18 protein-coding genes and 1 pseudogene are annotated in these 21,562 nt (G+C 67.1%); 11 read left to right on the forward strand and 8 right to left on the reverse strand.

Features of this window, described 5'->3' with window-relative positions:
• Positions 1 to 33: 33 nt before the first annotated feature.
• The gene (locus ACQP2T_RS06665; RefSeq protein ID WP_433515314.1) at positions 34 to 639 is read right to left on the reverse strand and encodes a DUF6461 domain-containing protein; all 606 of its coding nucleotides are present in this window, start codon (positions 637 to 639) and stop codon (positions 34 to 36) included.
• 184 nt (positions 640 to 823) lie between these two features.
• Positions 824 to 2,032, reverse strand: coding sequence for an FAD-dependent oxidoreductase (locus ACQP2T_RS06670; RefSeq protein WP_433515315.1), 1,209 nt, complete (start codon positions 2,030 to 2,032; stop codon positions 824 to 826).
• Positions 2,033 to 2,097: 65 nt separating this feature from the next.
• On the opposite strand from ACQP2T_RS06670, the gene ACQP2T_RS06675 reads away from it, so the two are divergent.
• Positions 2,098 to 2,691, forward strand: a complete 594-nt coding sequence (locus ACQP2T_RS06675; RefSeq protein ID WP_433515316.1) for a PadR family transcriptional regulator — start codon at positions 2,098 to 2,100, stop codon at positions 2,689 to 2,691.
• A 575-nt stretch (positions 2,692 to 3,266) separates the two neighbouring features.
• Positions 3,267 to 3,383 (forward strand): annotated as a pseudogene (locus tag ACQP2T_RS06680) (IS701 family transposase); the annotation flags it as partial.
• 1 nt (position 3,384) lies between these two features.
• Here the strand turns inward: ACQP2T_RS06680 and ACQP2T_RS06685 are convergent.
• Entirely contained in the window at positions 3,385 to 4,389 is a 1,005-nt protein-coding gene (locus tag ACQP2T_RS06685; protein ID WP_433515317.1) for a LacI family DNA-binding transcriptional regulator, read from the reverse strand.
• Positions 4,390 to 4,629: 240 nt separating this feature from the next.
• Here ACQP2T_RS06685 and ACQP2T_RS06690 point away from each other — a divergent pair, with 240 nt between their 5' ends.
• The 8 genes from ACQP2T_RS06690 (at position 4,630) to ACQP2T_RS06725 (ending at position 16,261) form a co-directional block, all read left to right on the forward strand.
• Positions 4,630 to 7,797 carry a sugar-binding protein gene (locus ACQP2T_RS06690; RefSeq protein WP_433515318.1) on the forward strand — a complete coding sequence of 1,056 codons (3,168 nt, stop codon included), beginning with the start codon at positions 4,630 to 4,632 and terminating at the stop codon, positions 7,795 to 7,797.
• A 208-nt stretch (positions 7,798 to 8,005) separates the two neighbouring features.
• On the forward strand, positions 8,006 to 8,905 hold the full coding sequence (locus tag ACQP2T_RS06695; RefSeq protein WP_433515319.1) for an NAD-dependent epimerase/dehydratase family protein: 900 nt from the start codon (positions 8,006 to 8,008) through the stop codon (positions 8,903 to 8,905).
• The gene (locus tag ACQP2T_RS06700) at positions 8,902 to 10,167 is read left to right on the forward strand and encodes an enolase C-terminal domain-like protein (RefSeq protein WP_433515320.1); all 1,266 of its coding nucleotides are present in this window, start codon (positions 8,902 to 8,904) and stop codon (positions 10,165 to 10,167) included. The genes ACQP2T_RS06695 and ACQP2T_RS06700 overlap by 4 nt, the downstream gene beginning before the upstream one ends.
• A gap of 45 nt (positions 10,168 to 10,212) precedes the next feature.
• On the forward strand, positions 10,213 to 11,577 hold the full coding sequence (locus ACQP2T_RS06705; RefSeq protein WP_433515321.1) for an extracellular solute-binding protein: 1,365 nt from the start codon (positions 10,213 to 10,215) through the stop codon (positions 11,575 to 11,577).
• A 76-nt stretch (positions 11,578 to 11,653) separates the two neighbouring features.
• Positions 11,654 to 12,574: a carbohydrate ABC transporter permease gene (locus tag ACQP2T_RS06710; RefSeq protein ID WP_433515322.1), complete on the forward strand. Its 921-nt coding sequence runs from the start codon at positions 11,654 to 11,656 to the stop codon at positions 12,572 to 12,574.
• Complete coding sequence (locus tag ACQP2T_RS06715; RefSeq protein WP_433515323.1) at positions 12,571 to 13,467, forward strand: carbohydrate ABC transporter permease; 897 nt, start codon at positions 12,571 to 12,573, stop codon at positions 13,465 to 13,467. The genes ACQP2T_RS06710 and ACQP2T_RS06715 overlap by 4 nt, the downstream gene beginning before the upstream one ends.
• 23 nt (positions 13,468 to 13,490) lie before the next feature.
• The gene (locus ACQP2T_RS06720; protein ID WP_433515324.1) at positions 13,491 to 14,657 is read left to right on the forward strand and encodes a glycoside hydrolase 5 family protein; all 1,167 of its coding nucleotides are present in this window, start codon (positions 13,491 to 13,493) and stop codon (positions 14,655 to 14,657) included.
• Positions 14,654 to 16,261: an FAD-dependent oxidoreductase gene (locus ACQP2T_RS06725; protein ID WP_433515325.1), complete on the forward strand. Its 1,608-nt coding sequence runs from the start codon at positions 14,654 to 14,656 to the stop codon at positions 16,259 to 16,261. Before ACQP2T_RS06720 ends, ACQP2T_RS06725 begins: the two co-directional genes overlap by 4 nt.
• Here the strand turns inward: ACQP2T_RS06725 and ACQP2T_RS06730 are convergent.
• The gene (locus tag ACQP2T_RS06730; RefSeq protein WP_433515326.1) at positions 16,251 to 17,855 is read right to left on the reverse strand and encodes an FAD-dependent oxidoreductase; all 1,605 of its coding nucleotides are present in this window, start codon (positions 17,853 to 17,855) and stop codon (positions 16,251 to 16,253) included. The two genes, ACQP2T_RS06725 and ACQP2T_RS06730, sit on opposite strands and share 11 nt — an antisense overlap.
• A gap of 147 nt (positions 17,856 to 18,002) precedes the next feature.
• Here ACQP2T_RS06730 and ACQP2T_RS06735 point away from each other — a divergent pair, with 147 nt between their 5' ends.
• Positions 18,003 to 18,761, forward strand: a complete 759-nt coding sequence (locus ACQP2T_RS06735) for a helix-turn-helix transcriptional regulator (RefSeq protein ID WP_433515327.1) — start codon at positions 18,003 to 18,005, stop codon at positions 18,759 to 18,761.
• 11 nt (positions 18,762 to 18,772) lie between these two features.
• Here ACQP2T_RS06735 and ACQP2T_RS06740 read toward each other — a convergent pair whose 3' ends face one another.
• The 4 genes from ACQP2T_RS06740 to ACQP2T_RS06755 all read right to left on the reverse strand — a co-directional run bounded on the left by ACQP2T_RS06740 (position 18,773) and on the right by ACQP2T_RS06755 (position 21,357).
• The gene (locus ACQP2T_RS06740) at positions 18,773 to 19,654 is read right to left on the reverse strand and encodes a sigma-70 family RNA polymerase sigma factor (RefSeq protein ID WP_433515328.1); all 882 of its coding nucleotides are present in this window, start codon (positions 19,652 to 19,654) and stop codon (positions 18,773 to 18,775) included.
• A 63-nt stretch (positions 19,655 to 19,717) separates the two neighbouring features.
• Positions 19,718 to 20,110 (reverse strand): VOC family protein, encoded by a 393-nt coding sequence (locus ACQP2T_RS06745; protein ID WP_433515329.1) that lies wholly within the window; start codon positions 20,108 to 20,110, stop codon positions 19,718 to 19,720.
• A 222-nt stretch (positions 20,111 to 20,332) separates the two neighbouring features.
• On the reverse strand, positions 20,333 to 20,746 hold the full coding sequence (locus ACQP2T_RS06750; protein ID WP_433515330.1) for an RNA-binding S4 domain-containing protein: 414 nt from the start codon (positions 20,744 to 20,746) through the stop codon (positions 20,333 to 20,335).
• Positions 20,747 to 20,952: 206 nt separating this feature from the next.
• Positions 20,953 to 21,357 carry a DUF7144 family membrane protein gene (locus ACQP2T_RS06755; protein WP_433515331.1) on the reverse strand — a complete coding sequence of 135 codons (405 nt, stop codon included), beginning with the start codon at positions 21,355 to 21,357 and terminating at the stop codon, positions 20,953 to 20,955.
• Positions 21,358 to 21,562 lie beyond the last annotated feature (205 nt).

Consider the following 21,562-nt stretch of genomic DNA (forward strand, 5'->3'; position numbering starts at 1 on the left):
CCTGCCGGTGTAGCGGTGCCGGCGGATCCTGTGTCAGCTGGATTTGAGTGAGTAATTGCTGTGCACGGCGCTCAACCATTTGGCGTCGATCTCGCGCCCGGTGATCCGGCCTGCCAACCGTAGGGCGGACGTGACGCTGATCTGGATGGTCACGGGGTCCTCGATCCCGTAGTCATCTGGGTTGTCCAGCTGGAAGGCGAGGCCCTCCATGAGCGTGTCGAGGGCGTGCGGGTCGGTGCCTCCTCGTTCGGTCGGCCAGTCGATGGCGAAGAGGGTGACAACGATCCCGTTGACTGCCCAGTCCAGGCGGTAGTTGTCGTAGCCGCATCGGATGCTGAGCGCTCGTGTGTCGCGCGACACCTCTTGAAGGAAGGACAGCGGTGTGCGGTAGAGGTTGAACAGTAAGGCCTGTGCCCAGCCGTTGGCTGTACCGGCCCACATGCCGGGACCTGGCTCAGGTTCGGGTCGCGCCAGGTTGTCGATGTCGCATCGGAACGCGCTGGCCGGGTCGCCGCCCAGGCGACGGCACAGCTCGTTGCCGCCCATGCCCTCCGCCCACAACAGGTGGAAGCCCGAGTATTCCTCGCTGTCGAGGCCGAAGGAGACCAGCAGGTCGTACAGATCGGTTGGGTGAGGCATGAGGGCCTTTCGATGAACGGTGGCCACGGTGGCCTTGACGCGCTTGGTGATGATTCGGGAGACGACGACCGCAATGCGTTCGTGCCCCTCGTGCCGCAGTTGGACCTCGTCACCAGGCCGGTTCGCGGGGGTGATCCGGCAGGACAGAAGACACCCGTGAACAGCCCATGATGAGCCTTTGCGATCATCCGGACACCTTGGCGTCCCAGTCGATCCGATAGTCAAAGATCCAGGTCATCTTCTCGGGCTTGCCCAGCTTGCCGAAGATCCGGATCGCGTAGGCGTTGACGACGCGGCCGACCGGCCCCGCCGCCTTGCTGGCGTTCTTGCGGGTCGTCTCCTTGATGACCCGCTCGACCCGGGGACGGCGCTCGGCCTCATAAGCGGCGAACGCCTCGGCATAGGGGAGGTCGCGTAGGCAGCGGGCGAGCTGAATCGCGCTCTCGATCGACAGGGACGCACCCTGCCCCGAACTGGACGACGGCGCGTGCACCGCGTCGCCGACCAGCACGATTCGGCCCCGGCTCCACGTGACGGTTGTGGGTGGCATGTTCTCCATCGGGCCGACGATCACCACGTCCGACAGGTCGGTCCGCTCGATCAGGTCCCGCGCCGGGGTGCCGTCGGAGGCGAACTTCTCCGCCAGGATCGGCAGCCACTCGGCGGCCGGGGTCGCCTGGACCTCGGCAGCGGTCATCGGCTCGGGGTGCGGGAGGTTCGCGAACCAGACGGCGTCGTCCGCGCCGAAGACCTGGTAACCGAAGAACGCCTTCTTGCCGAAGGTCATCGGCATCTTGCCCTCGGTCGAGGGGATCCCCGGGGCCCGGACGTGGGCGCCGAAGCTGATCAGACCTGCGTACTGCGGTCCTGGGGCCGCCGGGTCGATGAGGGAGCGGACGGTCGAGCGGATGCCGTCGCAGCCGATGAGGATGTCGGCGGTGGCCCGGGTGCCGTCCGCGAAGTGCGCGGTCACCCCGTCGGCGGTCTCCTCGGCCCGGACGAGGCGCTTGCCGTGCTCGGTTCGGATACCGCGCCGCGCGGCCTCGTCGTGCAGCACCCGGTAGAGCTCGTCGCGCCAGACGAACTGCATCGGCCGGATCCCGGGCGGGTTGCCGAACTCGGCGAGCGGACGGCCCTTCCAGTCCTGGAGCACGATGCCGGTCATCGGCGCGCCGAGCGGCCGGATCAGGTCGGCGCAGTCGATCGCGTCCAGCGCGTCGACTCCGTTGGGGGCCAGGCTCATGCCACCGCCGACCCCGTCGGCGGTCTTCTCGTACGCCTCGTAGACGGCGGCGTCGATGCCCGCCTTCTGCAGGGCCATCGCGGTGACCGGCCCGGCGATCCCGCCGCCGATGACGAGTGCTGTCTGCACGGTCGCGGTGTTCTGTTCCATGGCTGGATAGTTTCACTGCAACTAGTAGCGAGTCAACTAGTAGTTTTCGGAGTAGTGTCGGTGACATGAGTACTGCGTTCCGGGGTTCGCCGCTGGCCCTCACCGTCCTGGCGCTGCTGCACTACAAGCCCCTGCATCCGTACGGGATCCAGCGGCTGATCAAGGACTGGGGGAAGGATCTGGTCGTCAACGTCGAGCAGCGGACGAGCCTCTACCGGACGATCGACCGGCTCGCGGAGGCCGGCCTGGTGGCGGTGCTGGATACCGAGCGGGACCACGCCTATCCTGAGCGGACCGTCTATGAGGTCACCGACGCGGGCCGTGAGGCCGCCCGTGAATGGCTGGTGGACCTGCTCACGGTTCCGAAACGGGAGTTCCCGCAGTTTCCGGCGGCGCTGTCCCACCTGCTGCTGCTTTCGCCCGAGGAGATCCCCGACCTACTGGAGCGCCGGCGGACGGCCGTCGCGGCGTCGGTGGCGGAACTGCAGACCGCATTGACCGGTCAGGCCGAGGGGGGCCTGCACCGGGCCGGCCTGCTCGAACTCGAATATCTGCACGCGGTGGCCGTCGCCGAGGATCGCTGGCTGACCGCCCTGATCGATGACTTCCGCTCCGGCCGGCTGACCTGGTCCCCGGCCGACTTCGCCGACCCGCAATAGGTACGGGCTACTCATGCCGAGGCGAGCGCCGCAGCAGCGCTGCGCGCCCGGCGCCACGGATTAGGTGCGCCACTGGCGGGGCAGTCCACGATCGTGAACGCTTCTGGATGCCGATTCACATTACTTGTCAGTTCTGGTTGCCGACAAAGAGCGCTTGGGATGTACTTCATTTAAGCACATCAAGACATTCATCTTTGATCGTCGCGGGTGGTGCTCATGCGAGCGGTAGATATTGTGTTTTTCCTCTTTCTCTTTGTCTGGATTTCGGGAGTATTGGTCTATTGCGTGGCGGCAGTAGTCGTCGAGGGGAGGCGCAAGCGACGGGCGAGGCTTCGGCGGTCCCGCAGCGGCAGGGTGCGTGAGCGAGAAATACGCGCCTGGCAGGAAGGGGCTGCGTTGCATGAGTGGACACGTGAGCAGGCACTACATGAGCGCGCAGCAGAGGCTCGCCATGAACGCCAGGCTAAGGGGGAGGATCTTATCCCACCACCTGCGAATAGCATGGAGCGTCTGGAGCGCCTGCGTCGCCAGGCCAGGTACGAAGATACGGACTAGTACTCCACTGACACTTCGCGATCTTGGGCGTTCACGAGCCACGTCGCGCTGCCACCGCCTACGTCCGCGGGCTACTTTCCGAGCTCGAACGCAAGAACTGCTGGAATCTGGCCGAGCACGCCGGGCCGACCGGCCCGATTAAGAGGACGGGCCGAGTACGAGTGTGGGGGTGACGTAATGCTCCCCTGGGGTGCGGTCGTCGGCGAGAACGTTCGCGGCGGCGAGCTCTCCCATGGCCCGGAGTTCGAGGTCGATGGTCGTCAGCCGCCGGACCCCCTGATCGACGATTATCCCCTCCCAGTTGTCGACTCCGACAACCGCCAAATCTTGAGGTACGCGTAGCCCCTCGGCCTCGCAGACATTGAGCACCCCGCGGGCGATGTGGTCATTGCCGCAGAACACCGCGTCGACCTTCGCCCCGGAATCCAGCAATTCCCGCATGGCCTTGACTCCCGACCCTTCGGACCAGGAGCCATAACGTGTCGGAGCGGCAAGGCTGAGCCCGGCCTCTTTCAGCGTGGTGAGCATGCCGCGCTCTCGCAGGCGTACGGCGATGCTCGACGGATCGCCGGTGAGGTGGGCGATACGCGTGCGCCCGCGGTCGAGCAGATGGCGGGTGGCGAGAGCTCCCGCGCCCTCGTTGTCGGGCAGGTAGACGACGTCCGTGGGGTCGTCGGAGGCCGCGAAAGCGTACGTCACCGGCACGGTGAAATGGTGGGTGATCGAGGGTGACTGGCGCTCGTGTCCGTCGCCTATGACGAGAAGTCCATCGATTTGGCGGGCCTGGAACTGGCGAATGCTCTCGGTTATCTCGCGATGGACGAGAACGTCTTCGTCGAAAACGAGGGCGGCTTGCTGGAGCTTGCCGAGTTGCACGACGGCGCCGATGACCACAGGGCCGGAAAACGTACTCGCCGCGCGGTGGGTGAGCACGCCGATCGTGCGGCTTCGGCCCAGCGCGAAGGAACGCGCGAGCTGATTCGGCCTGAAGTCGAGGCGCTCGGCGACGGCGAGCACCCGCGCACGCGTCGCTTCGGAAATCCGGTCCGTTCCGTTGAGCACTTTCGAGGCAGTCGAGAGGGATACTCCTGCGATCGCAGCCACATCACTCAGCCGAACACTGCCCTTGCGGTTGGACGGCACCGCCTGAGTGTACCGAAGGCCGGACCTGGAGACGGCGCCTCGTTCGGCAGGTCCTCCTTGACAGCGACGGAGGCTGCCGCTCACACTGCGGCCAATGCGAAATCGGTTTCGCACCGGTGATGTCATGGACCAGCGAGGAGAGCGCGCATGTCGGTTGGCCCCACCCCCGCACGCCGATTGACAGGGAAGAATCCATTACCTAGACGGCTCGCTTCCGGGCTGGTCGCGATCGCTGTAGCCGTGACAGCACTCGTCGCACCAACCGCATCAGCCCAGGCCGCACCAGGTGATGCCGTACTCGGAGACTTCGAGAACGGCGTCACCCCATGGTTCACGGCGGCCAGCGGCAGCACGAGCGTGTCGCTGACCGTGACCTCCGACACGCCCGCGAGCGGCAGCGGCGCCGCCCGTCTCAGCGTGAACGCGCCCAGCGGGACCGCGGAGCTGGCACGCGGTGTCCCTTCGATCGACGCCCGCTCACTGACCTTCGCCCTCCGCAGCACCCAGCTGAAGGGCATCGTCGTCCGGCTGGTCGACAGCACCGGCCAGGCACACCAGCAGACCCGCCCGCTCACTCCCGGATCGCAGTGGCAGACAGTCACCGTGAGCGACTTCGCCCCGGCCGGCGCGGCGGAGTACATCCACTGGGGCGGTGCGAACGACGGCGTCTGGCATGGCCCGCTCAAGCAGCTGTCGCTCCTGGTCGACGCGTTCCGCGTGGTCAACGGCCCGGCCGCGACGATCGACGTCGACGACGTGACCGTGCAAGGGCCGGCGCCCGACCTCGCGATCGTGCCGAAGGTCACCGGTAACGCGTTCAGCACCGGGGACGAGGTGTCGTTCGGCATCCGGACCGCGGCGAAGTCCGTGGAGTGGACCGTACGCGACGTCGACAACGCCGTGGTGGCCTCCGGCGCGCGGGAGACCTCGGAGTTGGGCGGCACGCTGACGCTGGGGAAACTGCCCACCGGCTGGTACGCGGTCGATCTCGTGGCCGTCCAGCCCGACGGCCGCCGCGTCGCGGGCGGCACTGACGTGTCAGTGCTCCCCGCGTCAGACGCGCGCGAGGAACGCATCGGCGTCGCGACGCATTACGGGCAAGCCTGGTCTCCTGACACGATCCCGCTCATCGCCAACGCGGGAGTCGGCTTCGCCAGGGATGAGGCCTATTGGGCCCAGGCGGAGAAGGTCAAGGGCACGATCGACTTCCCGGCGAGGGTGGACGCCTACACCGCCGCGCTGTCGAAGAACGGCCTCAAGTTCTTCGACATCCTCGCGTACGGCAACAGCCTCTACCACGAAGGCGAGGCGCCGGCCACGCAGGTCGGGCGGGACGCGTTCGCGAACTACGCCGACGTCTCGGTCGCCACGTTCGGCACGGACGACACCTTCTACGAGGTGTGGAACGAGTGGAACCTGCGCGACCGGACCGGGCCCGCCGGTGCGACCGCGGCGAACTACGCGGCGCTCCTGGCGACGACCGCCAAGCGGGTCCGCGCGGCTCATCCCGGCGTGCGGCTGGTCGGCCCGGCGCTGGCTCCGATGGACAACTGGTCGAGCTGGGTGGACGACTTCATCGCCGCCGGCGGCCTGGACAACCTCGATGCGTTCACCACGCACCCCTACGACTTCGGCGCGGAGCCGGAGGCGTTCATGAACCACGTCGCTGTGATCCGCGCGAAACTCGACGCCGCCGGGCACCGCGACATGCCGATCTGGCTCAGCGAGCACGGCTGGCACACCTCCGACACGCCGCTCGGCGCCGATGAGAAGTCGCAGGCACGTGATCTCTCGCGTGCGCAATTGCTGGCTCTCGGCAAGGGGATCGGCCGCTACACCGTCTACGACTTCAAGGACGACGGCACCGACCCGAAGAATCCCGAGCATCGCTTCGGAATGATCCGGAATGAGAACGACCCTCGTGGGGCGTACACCCCGAAACCGGCCTTCGTCGCGCAGGGCATCCTGACCCGACAGACCGACGACCGCGAGGTCCGGCAGGCGCTGGCCCTCGGCAGCGGCCAGTACGGCGTGGAGTTCGGCGCCCGCGCCGGCGAGCCCGCCGCGACCCGCATGCAGGCTCTTTGGGCACTGAAGCCGGAGACCTGGAGCGTCAAGGCGGCGGGCGAGGTCACGGTGACCGACCTCTACGGCGCCCAGGCGACGCTGCGGCCGGACGCCGACGGCCGCGTCCACGTCGCCGTCGGCAAGGATCCGGTCTATCTCACCGGAGAGCTGGGGGAGGTGCGGACGCAGTCGCCGTACGCCCTCACGGTCGACAAGGCCATCGAGGGTCTCGCGCCCGCGGCGAAGTGGACGGTCACCGCCGGGGACCGGGCGCTGGACGTGTCCCTGCGGACCGGCACCGGAACGGCACCGGCGCAGGTGGCGGCGGGGGAGAGCCGGTCTGTGGCCGTCACGCTGCCGGCGGCGGGCGTGGGTAGCCGTACCTGGACCGCCGAGGTCCGCGAGGGTGATCGCACGATCGGGCTGCTTACGGCGAGCGCCGAGGTGGTGGCTCGGCTCGGGCTCACCGGTACGCACGCGCTCAGCGCCACCGGTGCCGACCTGCTGCGACTCACCCTCGTGAACCACGGCGCCGAGCCCGTCAAGCTGGATGGGATCGATTGGACCGTGGGCTCGTCGAGCGGCCGGTCCCTACCCGGCACGACTGTCGCCGGGGACGGCAGCGTCTCCGTTGACGTACCGCTGACCGAGCTCGGTGCCTGGTCCGCCACGGCCGTCGGCGACGCGACCGCCACCGCGCACGGGACCCTCGTCGACGCGGATCCGGTCGATGTGCCGTTCCGCCCGGTGAAGGTGGACGGCAAGGTCGACAAGGCCGTGTCCGTCCTTCCCGCGCAGACGCTCGGCGCCGCCGAGCAGGTCATCACCGGCTGGGCGGGAAATGACGATCACAGTGGCCGTCTCTGGCTCACCCACGACGCCAAACGCCTGTACGTGACCGCCGTGATCACCGACAATGCGCATGCCCAGCCCGCGCGGGCCCTGAACATCTGGCAGGGCGACAGTGTCCAGCTCGGTGTGACGCCAGGGTGGCCCGGCGAAGGCGCCATGCCGGTCAATGAGATCGGTACGGCTCTCACCAGCGCCGGTCCAGTGGATCTCGCGCGCTGGTTGCCGACGAACGCCACCACCGAGGGGCTCGCGTCGGCGGTCAAACGTGACGAAACCGCGAAGACGACCACGTACGAGTTGTCCGTCCCGTTCAGTGCGATCGGGGTGAAGCCCGCCAACAGGATCCTTTCGGCGACCGTTGCCGTCAACGAGAACGACGGCACCGGCCGGCGCGGATGGAGCACGTGGGGCAAGGGCGTGGCGGAGTCGAAAGACCCCGCGAAGTTCCGGTCATTGCGCCTGCTGGCGGTCATCGCGGCCAAGCCCTGACCGGCTGGACGGGACGTCCCGGGGTTCGCCTCAGAAGGGCGAACCCCGGCATTCCGTACGCCTCAGAAGGGCGACCCCGGGCATTCCGCACGCCTTACCGACCATCCGCCAATGCGGATTAATACGGCGATTGACACGTTCTGCGATCTTGTGGTGTTCTACGAAAGCGGTTTCGCAAATAATGATGCTTGGATCTTTAGGACAGCACTTGACTGATTCCGCCTCGCCCATGAAGCCCACGCGCGTGCTGGTCACCGGTGCCGATGGCACCATCGGCCGGCCGGTCGTGGAGGCGCTGCTGAGCGCGGGCATCCCTGTGACGGCACTCTCGGCCGCATGGTCGGCGCCGTCGCCGGCCGACCGGGTGTTCACCGGTGACGCCGCTGACGCGACCCTTGTCCGACAGGCGCTCAAGGACGCGGACGCCGTCGTGCACCTCGCCGCGATACCGCATCCTGGCCTGGGAACGGCGCGCGAGGTCTTCGTGGGCAACACCTCGGCCACCTTCACCGTGCTGGACGCCGCCGGCGAGCTCGGCGTTCGCCGCGCGGTCATCGCGAGCTCGATCAACGCGTTCGGGGTGCCACTCAACCGGCACGATCTCACTCCCGCCTACTACCCGCTCGACGAATTGTCACCGGTCGCGCACGACGATGCCTACTCCCTGTCCAAGTGGGTCGATGAGCAGACCGGAGCCTGGGCGTACAGCCGCTGGGACATCACGGTGATCGCCCTGCGCTTCCCTCTCGTACGCGACCTTCCTGAGTTGCGCGCGGCGGCCGCGCGGCTCAGCCAGAACCCGGATGAGCAGGCACGTCTCGCCAGGGAAGGATGGGCGTATCTGGCGATGGCGGACGCGGTGGACGCGGTGTTACGCGGGCTGACCCGGCCGGTCTCCGGGATGCACACCTTGTTGCTGGCCGCGGAGGACACCCTCGTGGAGGAGCCGACCGATCTCCTGCTCGACCGTTTCGCACCGAAGAGCGAGCGGCGCCGGAACTTCCCCGGCCGCACCGCCCCGATCGACACCGCCGCCGCCCGCCGCGTCCTCGGCTGGATCCCCCGGCACCGCCTCAGCGACCCGATCTTCCTGGAGACGCCCGCATGAGTGACAACACCAGCGCGTTCGAGCAGCCGTGGGAGGCGCCGGACGATGTGCGCATCACGGGCGTTCGGGTTATCGCCACCGCCCCCGAAGGCATCCCGCTGCTCGTCGTGAAGGTGACCACCAGCGACGACGGTCTTTACGGGCTCGGCTGCGCCACGTACGCACAGCGGTGGCGCGCGGTCGCCTCGTACATCGAGGAGCATCTCGCCCGGCTCGTCATCGGGCGATATCCCGGTGACATCGAAGACCTGGTGCGTCTGGCCCGCTTCTCCGGCTACTGGCGGGAAGGACCGGTGGGCAACAACGCGATCTCCGGGCTCGACCAGGCATTATGGGACATCGCAGGGAAGCGAGCCGGACGGCCCGTGCACGAGCTGCTGGGCGGGAAGGTACGCGCCGCCGCCGACACGTACCTGCACGCGGGCGGGTCCTCGATCGAGGAGACCCTTGACCAGGCCGAAGGTCTTCGCGAGGCCGGGCTGCGGCACATCCGGCTCCAGGTCGGCCAGTCGGGCCGCGGCACCTACGGCGCTCCGCCGACGGCTGAGATCTCCGACGCGTCCGCGCCGTACCCGGGTGGCTGGCGCATGTCCGAGTATCTGCGGCGTACGCCGGAGCTGTTCGCCGCCGCCCGTGAGCGCTTCGGCGGCGAGATCGAGCTGCTCCACGACGTTCACTCGCGTCTGACCCCGAAGCAGGCGGTCGTTCTCGCCCGTGCCCTGGAGCCTTATCGGCTCTTCTTCCTCGAGGACGTCGTCGCCCCCGAGCACTGGGATCGGCTGCCGGAAGTGCGCGCCGCCTCGCCCGTACCGATCGCGGTCGGTGAGCTGACGACGTCGGTGACGGACGCCGCGCGCCTGGTCCTGGGGGGCGGCGTGGACTTCATCCGCTCACATGTCTCCGACATCGGCGGGCTGACGGCCGCGCGCAAGATCGCCGCGGCGGCCGAGCTCGTCGGCGTCCGTACGGCCTGGCACGGTCCCGGCGACACCTCGCCGATCGGCGCCGCCGCCAACGTCGCGCTCGACGTGACGAGCCCGGCGTTCGGCATCCAGGAAGGACACCTGTACCGCGAAGCCGTGCACGAAGTGTTCCCGGGAACCTTGCGCATCGAGAACGGCTGGCTTCGCCCGAACGAAAGTCCAGGCTGGGGGATCGATCTCGACGAGTCCGCCGCCGCCCGCTACCCCGCCGGCCTATCGGGGCACGACGCCTGGGCTGCCCGCGTCCGAGGGCTGGACGGAGGACTCATCGCCCCCTGATCGCAGCCCTCATGAGAACACCAGCACCAAGTACTGAGGAGACCCATGCCCCCCACCCATGTCCGGAAGTTCGCTGCCGCCCTCAGTGCCGGTGCCGCGGCGCTCGCTCTCACGTCGGGCTGTGCCGCCGAGAGCCCGTCGAAGCCCGGCCCCGTGTCCATCACCGTCGCCGGTCAGCCCACCCAGGAGAACCCCGATCAGCTCAAGGCGTTCAAGCGTAAGATCTCCGACTTCACCACGGCCAACGCCGGCATCAAGGTCACCGGGGACGAGTCCACGTTCGACGTGAACACCTTCCAGGCGCTGGTCGCCGGCGGGAAGCTCCCCACGGTGTTCTACGTGCCGTTCACCGAGATGCAGGGGATCATCGCCCGGCAACAGGCCGCGGACATCACCAGCTATGTCGGCGCCGACTCCGCTGTGAAGCGGATCAACCCATCGATCCTGAAGGTCGCCACCGGTCCGGAAAGCCATGTCTTCGGGGTTCCCGTCCAGGCGTACAGCATGGGACTGCTGTACAACCGCGCCCTGTTTACCAAGGCCGGCCTCAACCCCGACGCGCCGCCGAAGACCTGGGACGAGGTACGGGCCGCCGCGAAGACCATCCACGCCAAGACCGGTGTGCAGGGGTTCGGGGCCATGACCAAGGACAACACCGGCGGCTGGGTGCTCACGACCATGAGCTACGCCTACGGGAGCAAGATCCAGTCGGATGACGGCAAGCAGGCCACCATCAACAACAACGCCACCCGCGGCGCGCTCGAGTTCTACCGCGCACTGCGCTGGGACGACGACACCTTCGGGTCCAACTTCCTGGTCGGGTACAAGGACATCACCAACGCCCTGGCCAGCGGCAAGGTCGGCATGATCGTGCAAGGCGCGGACACCTACACCCCCGTTGTCCAGTCCCTCGGGATGAAACCGGACGACTTCGGCCTCGCCCCGTTGCCGCAGGCGCCCGGCGCCCTCGGCACCCTGGGCGGCGGATCCGTGGCCATCATCAACCCGCGGGCCTCGGCGGAGGAGATCAAGGCCGCGCTCAAGTGGATCGACTTCGCCGAGTTCAACAAGTACAACAACCAACAGGCAGCCGTGACGGGCGCCAAGGCCGCCGCCGCCGACAAGCTACCGGTGGGCGCACCGGTGCTCCCGCTCTTCGACCAGGCCACCACCGACCGGTATCTGACCTGGGTGAAGGATTACATCAACGTCCCGCGCGAGCACTTCGCGGCCTACTTCGACTCGGCCAAGAACCTGCCGCTCGTGCCCGAACCGGCGGCGAAGGCGCAGGAGACGTACGGAATCCTCGACACCGTCACGCAGGCGGTGTTGACGCGACGAGACGCCGACATCACCGCCCTGCTCGATGACGCCCAGAAGAAGGTCCAGGCCGCAATTGACGCGGGCTGAACCGTCGCTTCCCGTCGCGCCGGTGGTTCGCCCCGGCGCGCCGGGGTCGACAGTGCAGAAAGGGGCTTCCGGCACGATGACGGATGCAATCACCACCCCTGAGCCAGGGCGTTCGGGCCGGGTCGCGCGCTGGGTCCGCCGGGGCGGGCTCTCGACGTTGATCTTCTTCATTCCGCTGCTGGTGTCATTCGGGTTGTTCTCGTGGTGGCCGATCCTCCGCTCCCTGCTGCTCAGCCTGCAGCGGACGAACTTCCTCACCTCCGAGTGGGTCGGCCTCGACAACTTCGCCCGCGTCCTGCGGGACCCTCTCCTGCTGACCGCGGTCTCCAACACGCTGTGGTTCACGGTCCTGGCCTTCGTGATCGGGTTCCCGGTTCCCGTGCTGGTGGCGGTGTTCATCGCCGAGTTGCGGCGCGCGAGGAAGATCGCTTCCGTTCTCGTCTACTTACCGGTCATCTTCCCGCCGGTCGTCGCCGTGCTGCTGTGGAAGGCGTTCTTCGACCCCAGCCCGCAGGGCGTGTTCAACTCCATTCTGGGCTGGTTCAACGTCGGTCCTGTCGCCTGGCTGAACAATGGCGATCTGGCCATGCCGTCGATCGTGCTGCAGGCGACGTGGGCGTCGTTCGGCACCGCGACGATCATCTATCTCGCGACGCTGATGAGCATCCAGACCGAGTTGTACGACGCGGCCGAGGCCGACGGAGCAGGGGTGCTTCGCCGGTTCTTTCACATCACCCTTCCCCAGATGCGCGCGGTCCTTCTGGTGATGTTCCTGCTCCAGGTCATCGGCACCTTCCAGGTCTTCACCGAGCCGTACATCATGACGAACGGCGGCCCGGAGAACCGCACCGTCACGGTCTTGATGCTCATCTATCGGTACGCGTTCATCTCGGGCGACTACGGCCGAGCCACGGCCTTGAGCATCTTGCTCGCGCTCGTTCTCTCGGCCCTGTCCGCCGTATATCTCAGGGCGACCAGACGCTGGAGCACCTCATGACCACCGGACCCGAACCATACGAGCGCGGGATCCTCTCCTTCATCGATCGTCGCCGGCCGACCGTCCGCGTCGCGATCGGGGTGATCGGAACGCTCGTCGTCACCGGCCTGGTGATCCTGTGCGCCGGCCCGCTCTTCTGGCTCTTCAAAGCCGCGACGTCGACCACCACCGAGACGCTGTCGGCGCCGTTCTCCCTTTGGCCCAGCGGCATTCACTGGGACTCCTTCGTTCAGGTGTGGACGCGCGTCGACTTCGGCCGATACTTCTGGAACACGCTCGCGCTCATGGCCGGGTCGCTGTTCCTGGGGCTGCTGGTCGCCACGACCGGCGGATACGGTCTGGCCGTTCTCAAACCGAGGTATGCCAAGCCCGTGTTCGCGGCGATCCTCGCCACCTTGTTCATTCCCGGCGTGATCTCCCTGGTGGCGCTCTACCTGACCGTCATCGACATTCCGCTCGTTCACGGCAGCCTGCTGGGCTCGATGTGGGCGGTATGGCTGCCATCCTCGGCCAACGCCGTCAACGTGCTGCTCATGCAGCGCTTCTTCGCCAACATCCCCGGCGAACTCTTCAACGCGGCGCGCATCGATGGAGCGGGACCGTTCAGGATGTTCTTCTCCATCGTCCTGCCGATGTCACGCCCCATCCTCGGTGTCGTCAGCCTCCTCACGCTCGTCGCCTCTTACAAAGAGTTCCTTTGGCCGCTGCTCGTCCTGCCGAACCCGCAGGACCAGCCGATATCGGTCGCGCTGCCGAGGCTGCAGAGCACGATCGACTTCTCCCAGTTCATGGCCGCGCTCTTCATCTCGGTCATCATCCCCGTCGGTCTCTTCCTCATCCTCCAGCGCCAGTTCCTCCAGGCGGCTGGGAACGCCGGCGCCCTCAAGGGCTGACCTGCCTCGGAGAAAGGACACCAATGCCCCACTTCGACCAGCTTGGCGCGCGCTTCGGGGTCAACTATCTGCCGCGAGAGAACTGGTGGTACGCCTGGGCGGAAGACGACGACACCTTCGCCGAAGATCTCCACCAGATCGCCGCCCTGGGGTTCGACCATGTCCGGGTGCAGTGCCTGTGGCCGCTCTTCCAGCCCAACCCGTCGTGGGTGTCACCGCGCGCGCTCCGCCGTCTCGTCCACCTGCTCGACCGTGCGGCGGAGAACGGACTGGACGTCTGCGTGACCGTGCTGGACGGCTGGCTGAGCGGCTTCGACTTCCGGCCCTGCTGGTTGGCGGACGTCGATCCGTTCACCGACCCCGAAGCCGTCGACGCCGCGGAACTACTCGTCGGCGCGGTCGCGCGTGCGGTCGAAGGTCACCCGGCGCTGTGGTGCGTCGACGTCGCGAACGAACCCAACGTACTCATGAGGCACCTCAAAGCGGGAGAAGGCGAGGCATGGGCCGCGCGGATGCTTGGCGCCGCGCGTGCGGCCGCCGTGCCGGTCACCGTAGGAGTCGACCATGTGCCGTGGATGAGCGACGACGTTCCGATCGGCCGGGCGTTCCTGGCCGGCGCGTGCGATCTCATTCCGGTGCACGCGTGGCCGTACTTCACCGGGGCCCTCGCCCGGGTCGGCGAGGAGCGCGCCTGGGCCATTCCCGACTATCTCTCGCAGGTCGCTCGCGCGACTGCCGGCGCCGCGGGCAAGCCGTTGTGGATCCAGGAGGTCGGGGTCTCGCCGCTCTGGCTTGCGGACGTGGCGGTGGAAGACTTCGCCGAGCGGATGTTGCGGCGAGCCGCTGCGATCCCCGGACTTGGCGCCGTGACCTGGTGGGCGTCCCACGACATCAGCCGCCGCTTCACGGGGTTCGATGAGCTGGAGTACGGCCTGGGCCTCATCGATGCCGAAGGGCGGACGAAACCGGTCGGGGCGCGGGTGGCCGAGGTGGTCGCGGAGCTGCGTGATCGGCCGCGTGTACGGACGGCAGCGGAGACGGCGATGGTCCCGCCGAGTGGACAAGCGGGGGAGCCGGCGATCGTCCTGCCGACCGGACGGGCGCCTGACATCGACTTCGCCGAAGAGTGGTTCGCACACATGGGAGCGACCGTCGGACCTGCGATCGAGCTCGAAAGGAGTGTGTCATGACGGTGCTGCATACGGACCTTCTGGTCGTCGGAGGAGGGCTCGGGGGAGTCGCCGCCGCCTTGACCGCGGCGCGCCTCGGCATCCGTGTGGTGCTCGCCGAGCGGTCGGACTGGCTCGGTGGCCAGCTGACCACGCAGGCGGTTCCGCCGGATGAGCACCGCTGGATCGAGACCGATCTCGGATCAGCCTCGTACAGGGAGCTCCGCGAGAACATCCGCGCTCACTATCACCGCCTATATCCGCTTACGCCGGACGCGGCCGTGGACCCGCGGCTGAACCCGGGCCGAGGCAACGTCTCGGCGCTGTGTCACGAACCGAGGGTGGGCGCCCTGGCGATCGAGGAGCTGTTGTCTCCGCACCTCGCCTCGGGAGCGATCACCGTGCTCCGTGAACACGAAGTGGTGCACGTGGACCGCCGTGACCGGCAGATCACCGGCGTACGGCTGCGCGGCCGGGATGGCGGCACCGTGGAGGTGACCGCCCGCCTCGTGGCCGACGCGACCGAAGAGGGCGATCTCCTTGAGCAGGCCGGCATGCTGTACACGATCGGGGCGGAATCGCGCGACGAGACCGGCGAGCTGCATGCGCCGCTGGAGCCGGATCCACGAGACCAGCAGGCGATCACCTGGTGCGTGGCGCTCGAATATCGCGAAGGCGAAGACCACACGATCGACCGTCCCGCCGACTATGAATACTGGCGCGACACTGTCGACCCACGGTGGCCCGGCCCGCAGCTGTCCTGGAAGGACATCGTGCCCGACACGGGGGAGGTGCGGTGGCGGCCGTTGTTCGTCCACTCGCCTGAAGACGCGGTTCACACCAGCGCCGACGACCTGTGGCACTACCGTCGAATCCTGTCGCGGCAGAACCTCGACCCGAGCTTTCCCGGTGGCGAGATCACGCTGGCGAACTGGCCCCAGATCGACTATTGGGAGCGCCCACTGCTCGGGGTGAGCCCGCAGGAGCGCGAGCAGGCGCTGGCGGAGGCGCGATCCCTCACGCGCGCCTTCGTCTACTGGATGCAGACCGAGGCCCCTCGCCATGACGGCGGTAACGGCTATCCCGAGCTGCGCCCCAGGGGCGATGTCATGGGCACTTCGGATGGCTTGGCGAAGGAAGCCTACATTCGCGAATCACGCCGGATCCGCTCGGTGTTCCGGGTGACCGAGGCACACATCGGGGTGGAAATGCGGGGGCCAGGCGCGGGGAGCGCCCTTCTCGAGGACAGCGTCGGCATCGGCCACTACCGCATCGATCTGCACCCCAGTACGGCCGGCAGAGGCTATGTCGACATCGACTGCTTCCCCTTCCAGATTCCGCTCGGCGCCCTCATCCCGGTCGACGTCGACAACCTCGTCGCCGCGAACAAGAACATCGGCACCACCCACATCGCCAACGGCGCGTACCGCTTGCATCCGGTCGAATGGTCGATCGGCGAGGCGGTCGGCGCGCTGGCGGCCCAAGTCGCCGAGACGGCGCAGACACCGGCGCGGCTCCGGGCCGACCCCGCGAGTCTCCGCCGCCTGCAGCGGCGTCTTCGTGACGACCTCGGTGTCACTCTCGAATGGCCCGACGACATCCGCACCGGTCGATCTACGAGCTGAACCCCGGCTTCGGCGCTCCATCGCTCGGCGCCCCCTTGCTCGGCTGGCTCCAGGTGATGATCTGGCCTCGCTCGGCGATGCGTTTCCGCAACTGCTCGATATCGATGTCCTGAACGGCGACATGATCCCGGAGCGACAACGTCGCCGCGACGGCGGCCGACTCAGCGAGTACGCAGAAGACAGGTTCCATGCGGGTGGCCGCGTACGCGATGTGCGTCGCCGACAGGCACACGGGCACGAGCAGGTTCTCGCAGTCGCTCTTGCGCGGGGTGATGGCGCGATAGGGGACGGGATACGGCTGGCCCGTCCCCATGTGTCCGCCGATGAACATGTCCCCCTCGGTCGCCACCCCGAGTCGCGCGGTTTCGGGATCGCGATGAGCGATGCGCCGAGCGGGGTACACATCCACGCCGAAGAGGGCGAGGCCGATGGCGTCGGAAGGCTCCGTCTGATTCAGCACATCCGCGTGCGTGAGGGTGTACTCGCCCTTGAGCCGCCGAGATACCCGTACATAGAGCTGGTGCGGCCACCCGCCGGTCTCGGGAAAGACACTGGCGTCCAAGCCGTACGCGGCCGTCTCTTGCCGGAACTCGCCGGGCACCTCCGGGTGGGTCGAGAGGAAGTGGTGCAGGCCGCGAAGGTAGTCGATGTGATAGCGCCAGATCCGCGATCGGACGTTCCAGTCGCCGTCCTGGTAGTCGTGGCTCACGCCGACAGGCGCATTCGTGACGAGAGAGGCTCGCTGGTAGTTGTATTCACCTGAGTTGAGCCATCCGGGAAATATATCGCGGAGCCTGTCCAGCTGGTCGCCGGAGCTCCTACTTACGGACTTGATGTGCTCGACGTATCTACGGACCAATTCAAACGTGTCCGGCGAGTAGTCGTCCGGCGCGGTGATCTCGGCCTTGTTCCGTATGTCCGTCGTCAGATAGAAGCGGAAGTTGTATGCCTGTGTGTAGCCGTCCGCCGAGCCGATCGGCAATCCGTGATCATCGTCGATGAGCGGGAGGAGCTTGCTGGTGCTGTCGCCAGGCACGACATAGGGGTCGATCGGCGTCCAGTTCGTGATCTGCCCAACACCGGCCGGTGTCTCGCCGAACGCCTGGCGCGATTCGCGTCCGGTCCGATAAGGAACCCCCGCGAGAGCCATGAGGTCGCCTTCATAAGAAGCATCCACGAAAACCGATGCCGATATGTCGCAAGGCTCTCCCGATTCGGCTGCCGGCGCGGGAACTCCCCAGGCGTCCGGCGGTGCAGGCGCAACATGGATCGTGTCGATATGGTCGCCATTTCGCGTCACCGCGACGATGCGGTGCTCGAAAATCACGGTGATGCCGGCCTCGGCGACCCACTCATGGAATTTGCGCACGATGTCCGGGGGATGGTTTCCGAAGCGGAAGATCACATCACTCGTCAGACCGCCCACGGCCTCGGGAACTGGGCAGTCCTGCAAGGGTTTGATTCCCGAACCCAGCATTCCACCCAGCCAACGACCTGGCTCGACGAGTATTACGGACGCGCCCTCCTGATGTGCCGTGATAGCGGCGACACAGCCCGCGGGCGTGCCTCCGTACACACAAATATCGGCCCTCATCTGTTATCGATTCCGTCCTGTTGGAGCGTTGGGTGCACGCCATGGAAGGCTGCGGAGTCTGCATATCTTCTCGGGCTGTGACAGCCCGCGGAATAGCCGTTCTGGTCGAGGCCATGCACATTTTTGACGGGAGACCACAGGATGCCCGTGAGCCTTGATGGCTATGTCCTGGCGCCCCGGCGCCCTGAATTCAGCCGCAGCTCCGATATTTACGAGGGGTGGTGCATGCTGCTTCCGAGGAGCGGAGCGTTCTCCTACGAAGTCGATGACGTAGTGGCGTCTGGAAACGGACGTAGACCTGTGGGTGAGAGGGGGCTTCGCGGCGAAGCGCGCTTCGGCGATGTGGTCATCAGCCCACCCGGCAGCACACTACGGCGGCAGATGCACGAGCCGACGTCGTTCTTCTTCGCGCGATTCCTGACCGTCCTGGAGCCGCCGATCGGCTGTAGCCGACTGCGCGACGTCGACCGGCTGCACGCCAACCTCTCACTTCTCGAATCCACGCGGTTGGATGCCGACCTGGTCACAGCCCATGTGGTCAACGATGTACTCATAGCCGTACATGGGGATCGGACGCGTGAGGATGCCCTGGTGCGTAAGGCGATCGTCTTCATTCTGGATAATTTCGCGTCGCCAGATCTTTCGCTTGGCGACCTCGCGAGAACGCTGGGCGCCAGCCCTTCGTCGCTCTCGCGCCGCTTCCGTGACGTTCGAGGCGTCACCCCGATCCAATACCTGCGCGGCGTAAGGTTGCGGAAAGCGCGGGAGCTACTGAGCGGGACCGACTTCACCCTGCAGACCATCGCCGAACAGTGCGGGTATCGCAGTGCGTTCTATCTCAGCCGAGTCTTCAAAGCCGGCACCGGTCAGTCGCCTTCTGAATACCGAGCGGGGAGCCGCGTTTGAGGCCGCTGGTTCTACGCGTGAGTTTCGCTGCCGGCGGCGAAGTGCATCGATGCGAGCTTGGCGGGATCGGCCACGATCGCGATGGCGGCAATCCGATCGTCGGCGACCGTGAACGAGATGATGGAGAGCGGGGTTCCGTCCTCGCGCCACGAGACGTACCCGGGAAGGCCGTTGACCAGCACCGCCTGATGTCGTGCGACAGAGCCGGAGACCATCTTCGCGCCGGTGGCGACCGCGGTGGCGCCGAGGGTGACGACCACCCCGTTCGGAGTGTCGACCGTCAGTTTCACGTCCGGGTCCAGCACGCGCAGCAGCGCCTCGAAATCGCCGCCCATCGCGGCCGCGCGGAAGGCGTTGATGACCTGTCGTTGTTCTCGTCTGGCGATCGTCGGCCCTTCGGTTGCCTGTACCTTCCTGCGGGCGCGGCTGGCGATCATCTTGGTGGCGTCGGCCGACTTGCCGAGGATCTGACCGATCTCGGCGAACGGCACCGCGAACAGGTCGTGCAGCACGAACGCCAGTCGCTCGCTGGGCCCGAGCGAGTCCAGGACGACGAGCAGCGCGAGCCCGACCGAGTCGGCGAGCGACACGATCTCCTCGGGTTCGGCGCTGTCGTCGACCGTGATCACGAGCTCGGGCAACCCGTCTCCGTAGGACGCCTCGCGGCGGGACCGCAGGACGTCCAGGCTGATCCGGCCGACGACCGTGGTCAGCCAGCCCGCCAGGTTCTCGATGGTCGTCGCGTCCTGGCGAGCGAGCCGCATCCAGGCCTCCTGCACCACGTCCTCGGCGTCGGCGTGCGATCCGAGCACCCGGTAGGCGACCGCGCTCAGCCGGTCGCGCTGGGCCTCGAACGCCTCGGCCAGCAGGTCTGTCCGGCTGGTGTCAGTCATCGGGTGGTTTTCCTCGGATCAGGGGTTATGACGGGCCTGGAGCGTCGCATGGTCTACGGTCGGTCAGCCGTCGGCACGGTTTGGGCGGCGCCGCTGGCGGAGTGAGATCTGGTTGCCGTCCGGATCCACCGCCTCGATGCGAACGCCGAACGGGTAGTCCTCCGGTTGGGGCCGATCGAAGGTTACGCCTCGCCGGCGAAACACCTCGAAATCCTTCCTCAGGTCGTCCGACTCGAGAATGAGCGGACCGGCGGCGGCACCCGACTGCTTCACTGTCGGCGCGTGCGACCAGAGGATGATCTCGACGGGACTGTCGCCAACGCCCACGGTGAGGAAGCGTCCTTCCGGCCCCGGGTAGTCGATGCGCTTCTCCAGGCCGAGCCCTTCGGTGTAGAACTTCAGTGCGCGGTCCTGGTCGGTGACGTTGACCGTCACATACATGATGTTCGTCAGCACCCTGGTCTCCAATCTCGTTGTTGGTCCGACGACCGTGGGCGTACACGGCCGTCGCTCCTATGACGGCCGCGGGCGCCAGAAGGTAACGAGTGGACCGAGCTCAGCGGCGGCAGGGGGTATCCGCGCGGATCCGGTTCTATAGGTGGTCGCTGATTGCCTCTCGCCAGCAGGGCGTTCGATGAGCTCGCTACCGGGCTCACCTGTTCGATGCGGTGTGCCCGTTCATTCCGAGTGGGGCCCGGTGCCCCGCCCCTCCGCCGTCGGGCGTCCGAGCAGCTTGTCGAGGCTGCGGCGTTCGCGTTTGGTGGGGCGGCCCGCGCCGCGAGCTCGTACGGCCACTGTGACGATCTCTTCGCGTGGAGGGGGCGGGGGGCTTTTGTCGATGTAGCATTCGGCGGCCACGGGGGCGCCGACGCGTTTGGTGATGATCCGGGAGACGACCACGATGCGTTCGTGTCCGTCGTGCCGTAGTCGGACTTCGTCGCCGACTCGGACGGCGTGCGCGGGTTTGACCCGTACTCCGTTGACCCGGACGTGACCGCCCCGGCAGGCGTCGGACGCGATCGATCGGGTTCTGGTCAGCCGCACCGACCAGATCCAGCTGTCCACCCGAGCACTCAGCTGCTCACCTGCCACTCCCACACTGTACTGAGACCGTCGCATGGCTCCCGGCCTCTACGGGACGACCTCCCGCTACAGCGCCGATCTCGCGGTGTCCGGACGGCACAGCGGATACCTCAAGGCGCACAACGTACTGATCCAGCCCAATGCCATGACCGGCACGATCGAATCCCAGCTCGACGGCCGACACCTCACCCTCGGCCCTCTCCCCCAGCGGGTGGCTAATCGAGCTTGGCTTCGCGGCCGTGGACGATGAGCGCGTACAGCACGAGCACGTCGACCGCGATGACGGCGAGTGACCACCAGGGGTTCACGGCGATCCAGGTCAGTTGCGTGATGGCGTTCAGCATCACCAGAACGATGCCGACCAGCCTGGCCCAATCCTGGCCCAGGGTGACGGCGATGCCTGTGGCCAGCACGAGCACGCCGAAGAGGAGATGGAGCCAGCCCCAGCCGGTGACGTCGAAAAGCAGGAGCCGGGCGGGCGTCTGCACGTAGACCCGATTGGCGAAGACGGCGGCGAGACCGGTGATGATGTTGAACAGCCCGGCCAGGACCATCATCATCCCGCCGAACCAGATCCAGCCGACCCAGCCGGTCACATGGCGTGCTTGGTGATAGGTCATCGAAATCCCCCTTGAGCTCTGACTTCGTCGTGGGGCCTGGCTCCCTTGTTCGAGGCCGCACCCCAGTTGCTTCCCTCACCAACCCGACAAACACGACAGAAAGGGATGTAAAGGCATGTGGAGGGACAGTGTTTCCCCCGCCTTGGCGAATTCGATACGCAAGATCGTCCTCCCATGGCAACCCCGCTGAGTCGGGCCGGACCTG

The sequence above is a fragment of the Nonomuraea sp. CA-143628 genome (assembly GCF_050942315.1).
Classification (GTDB): Bacteria; Actinomycetota; Actinomycetes; order Streptosporangiales; family Streptosporangiaceae; genus Nonomuraea.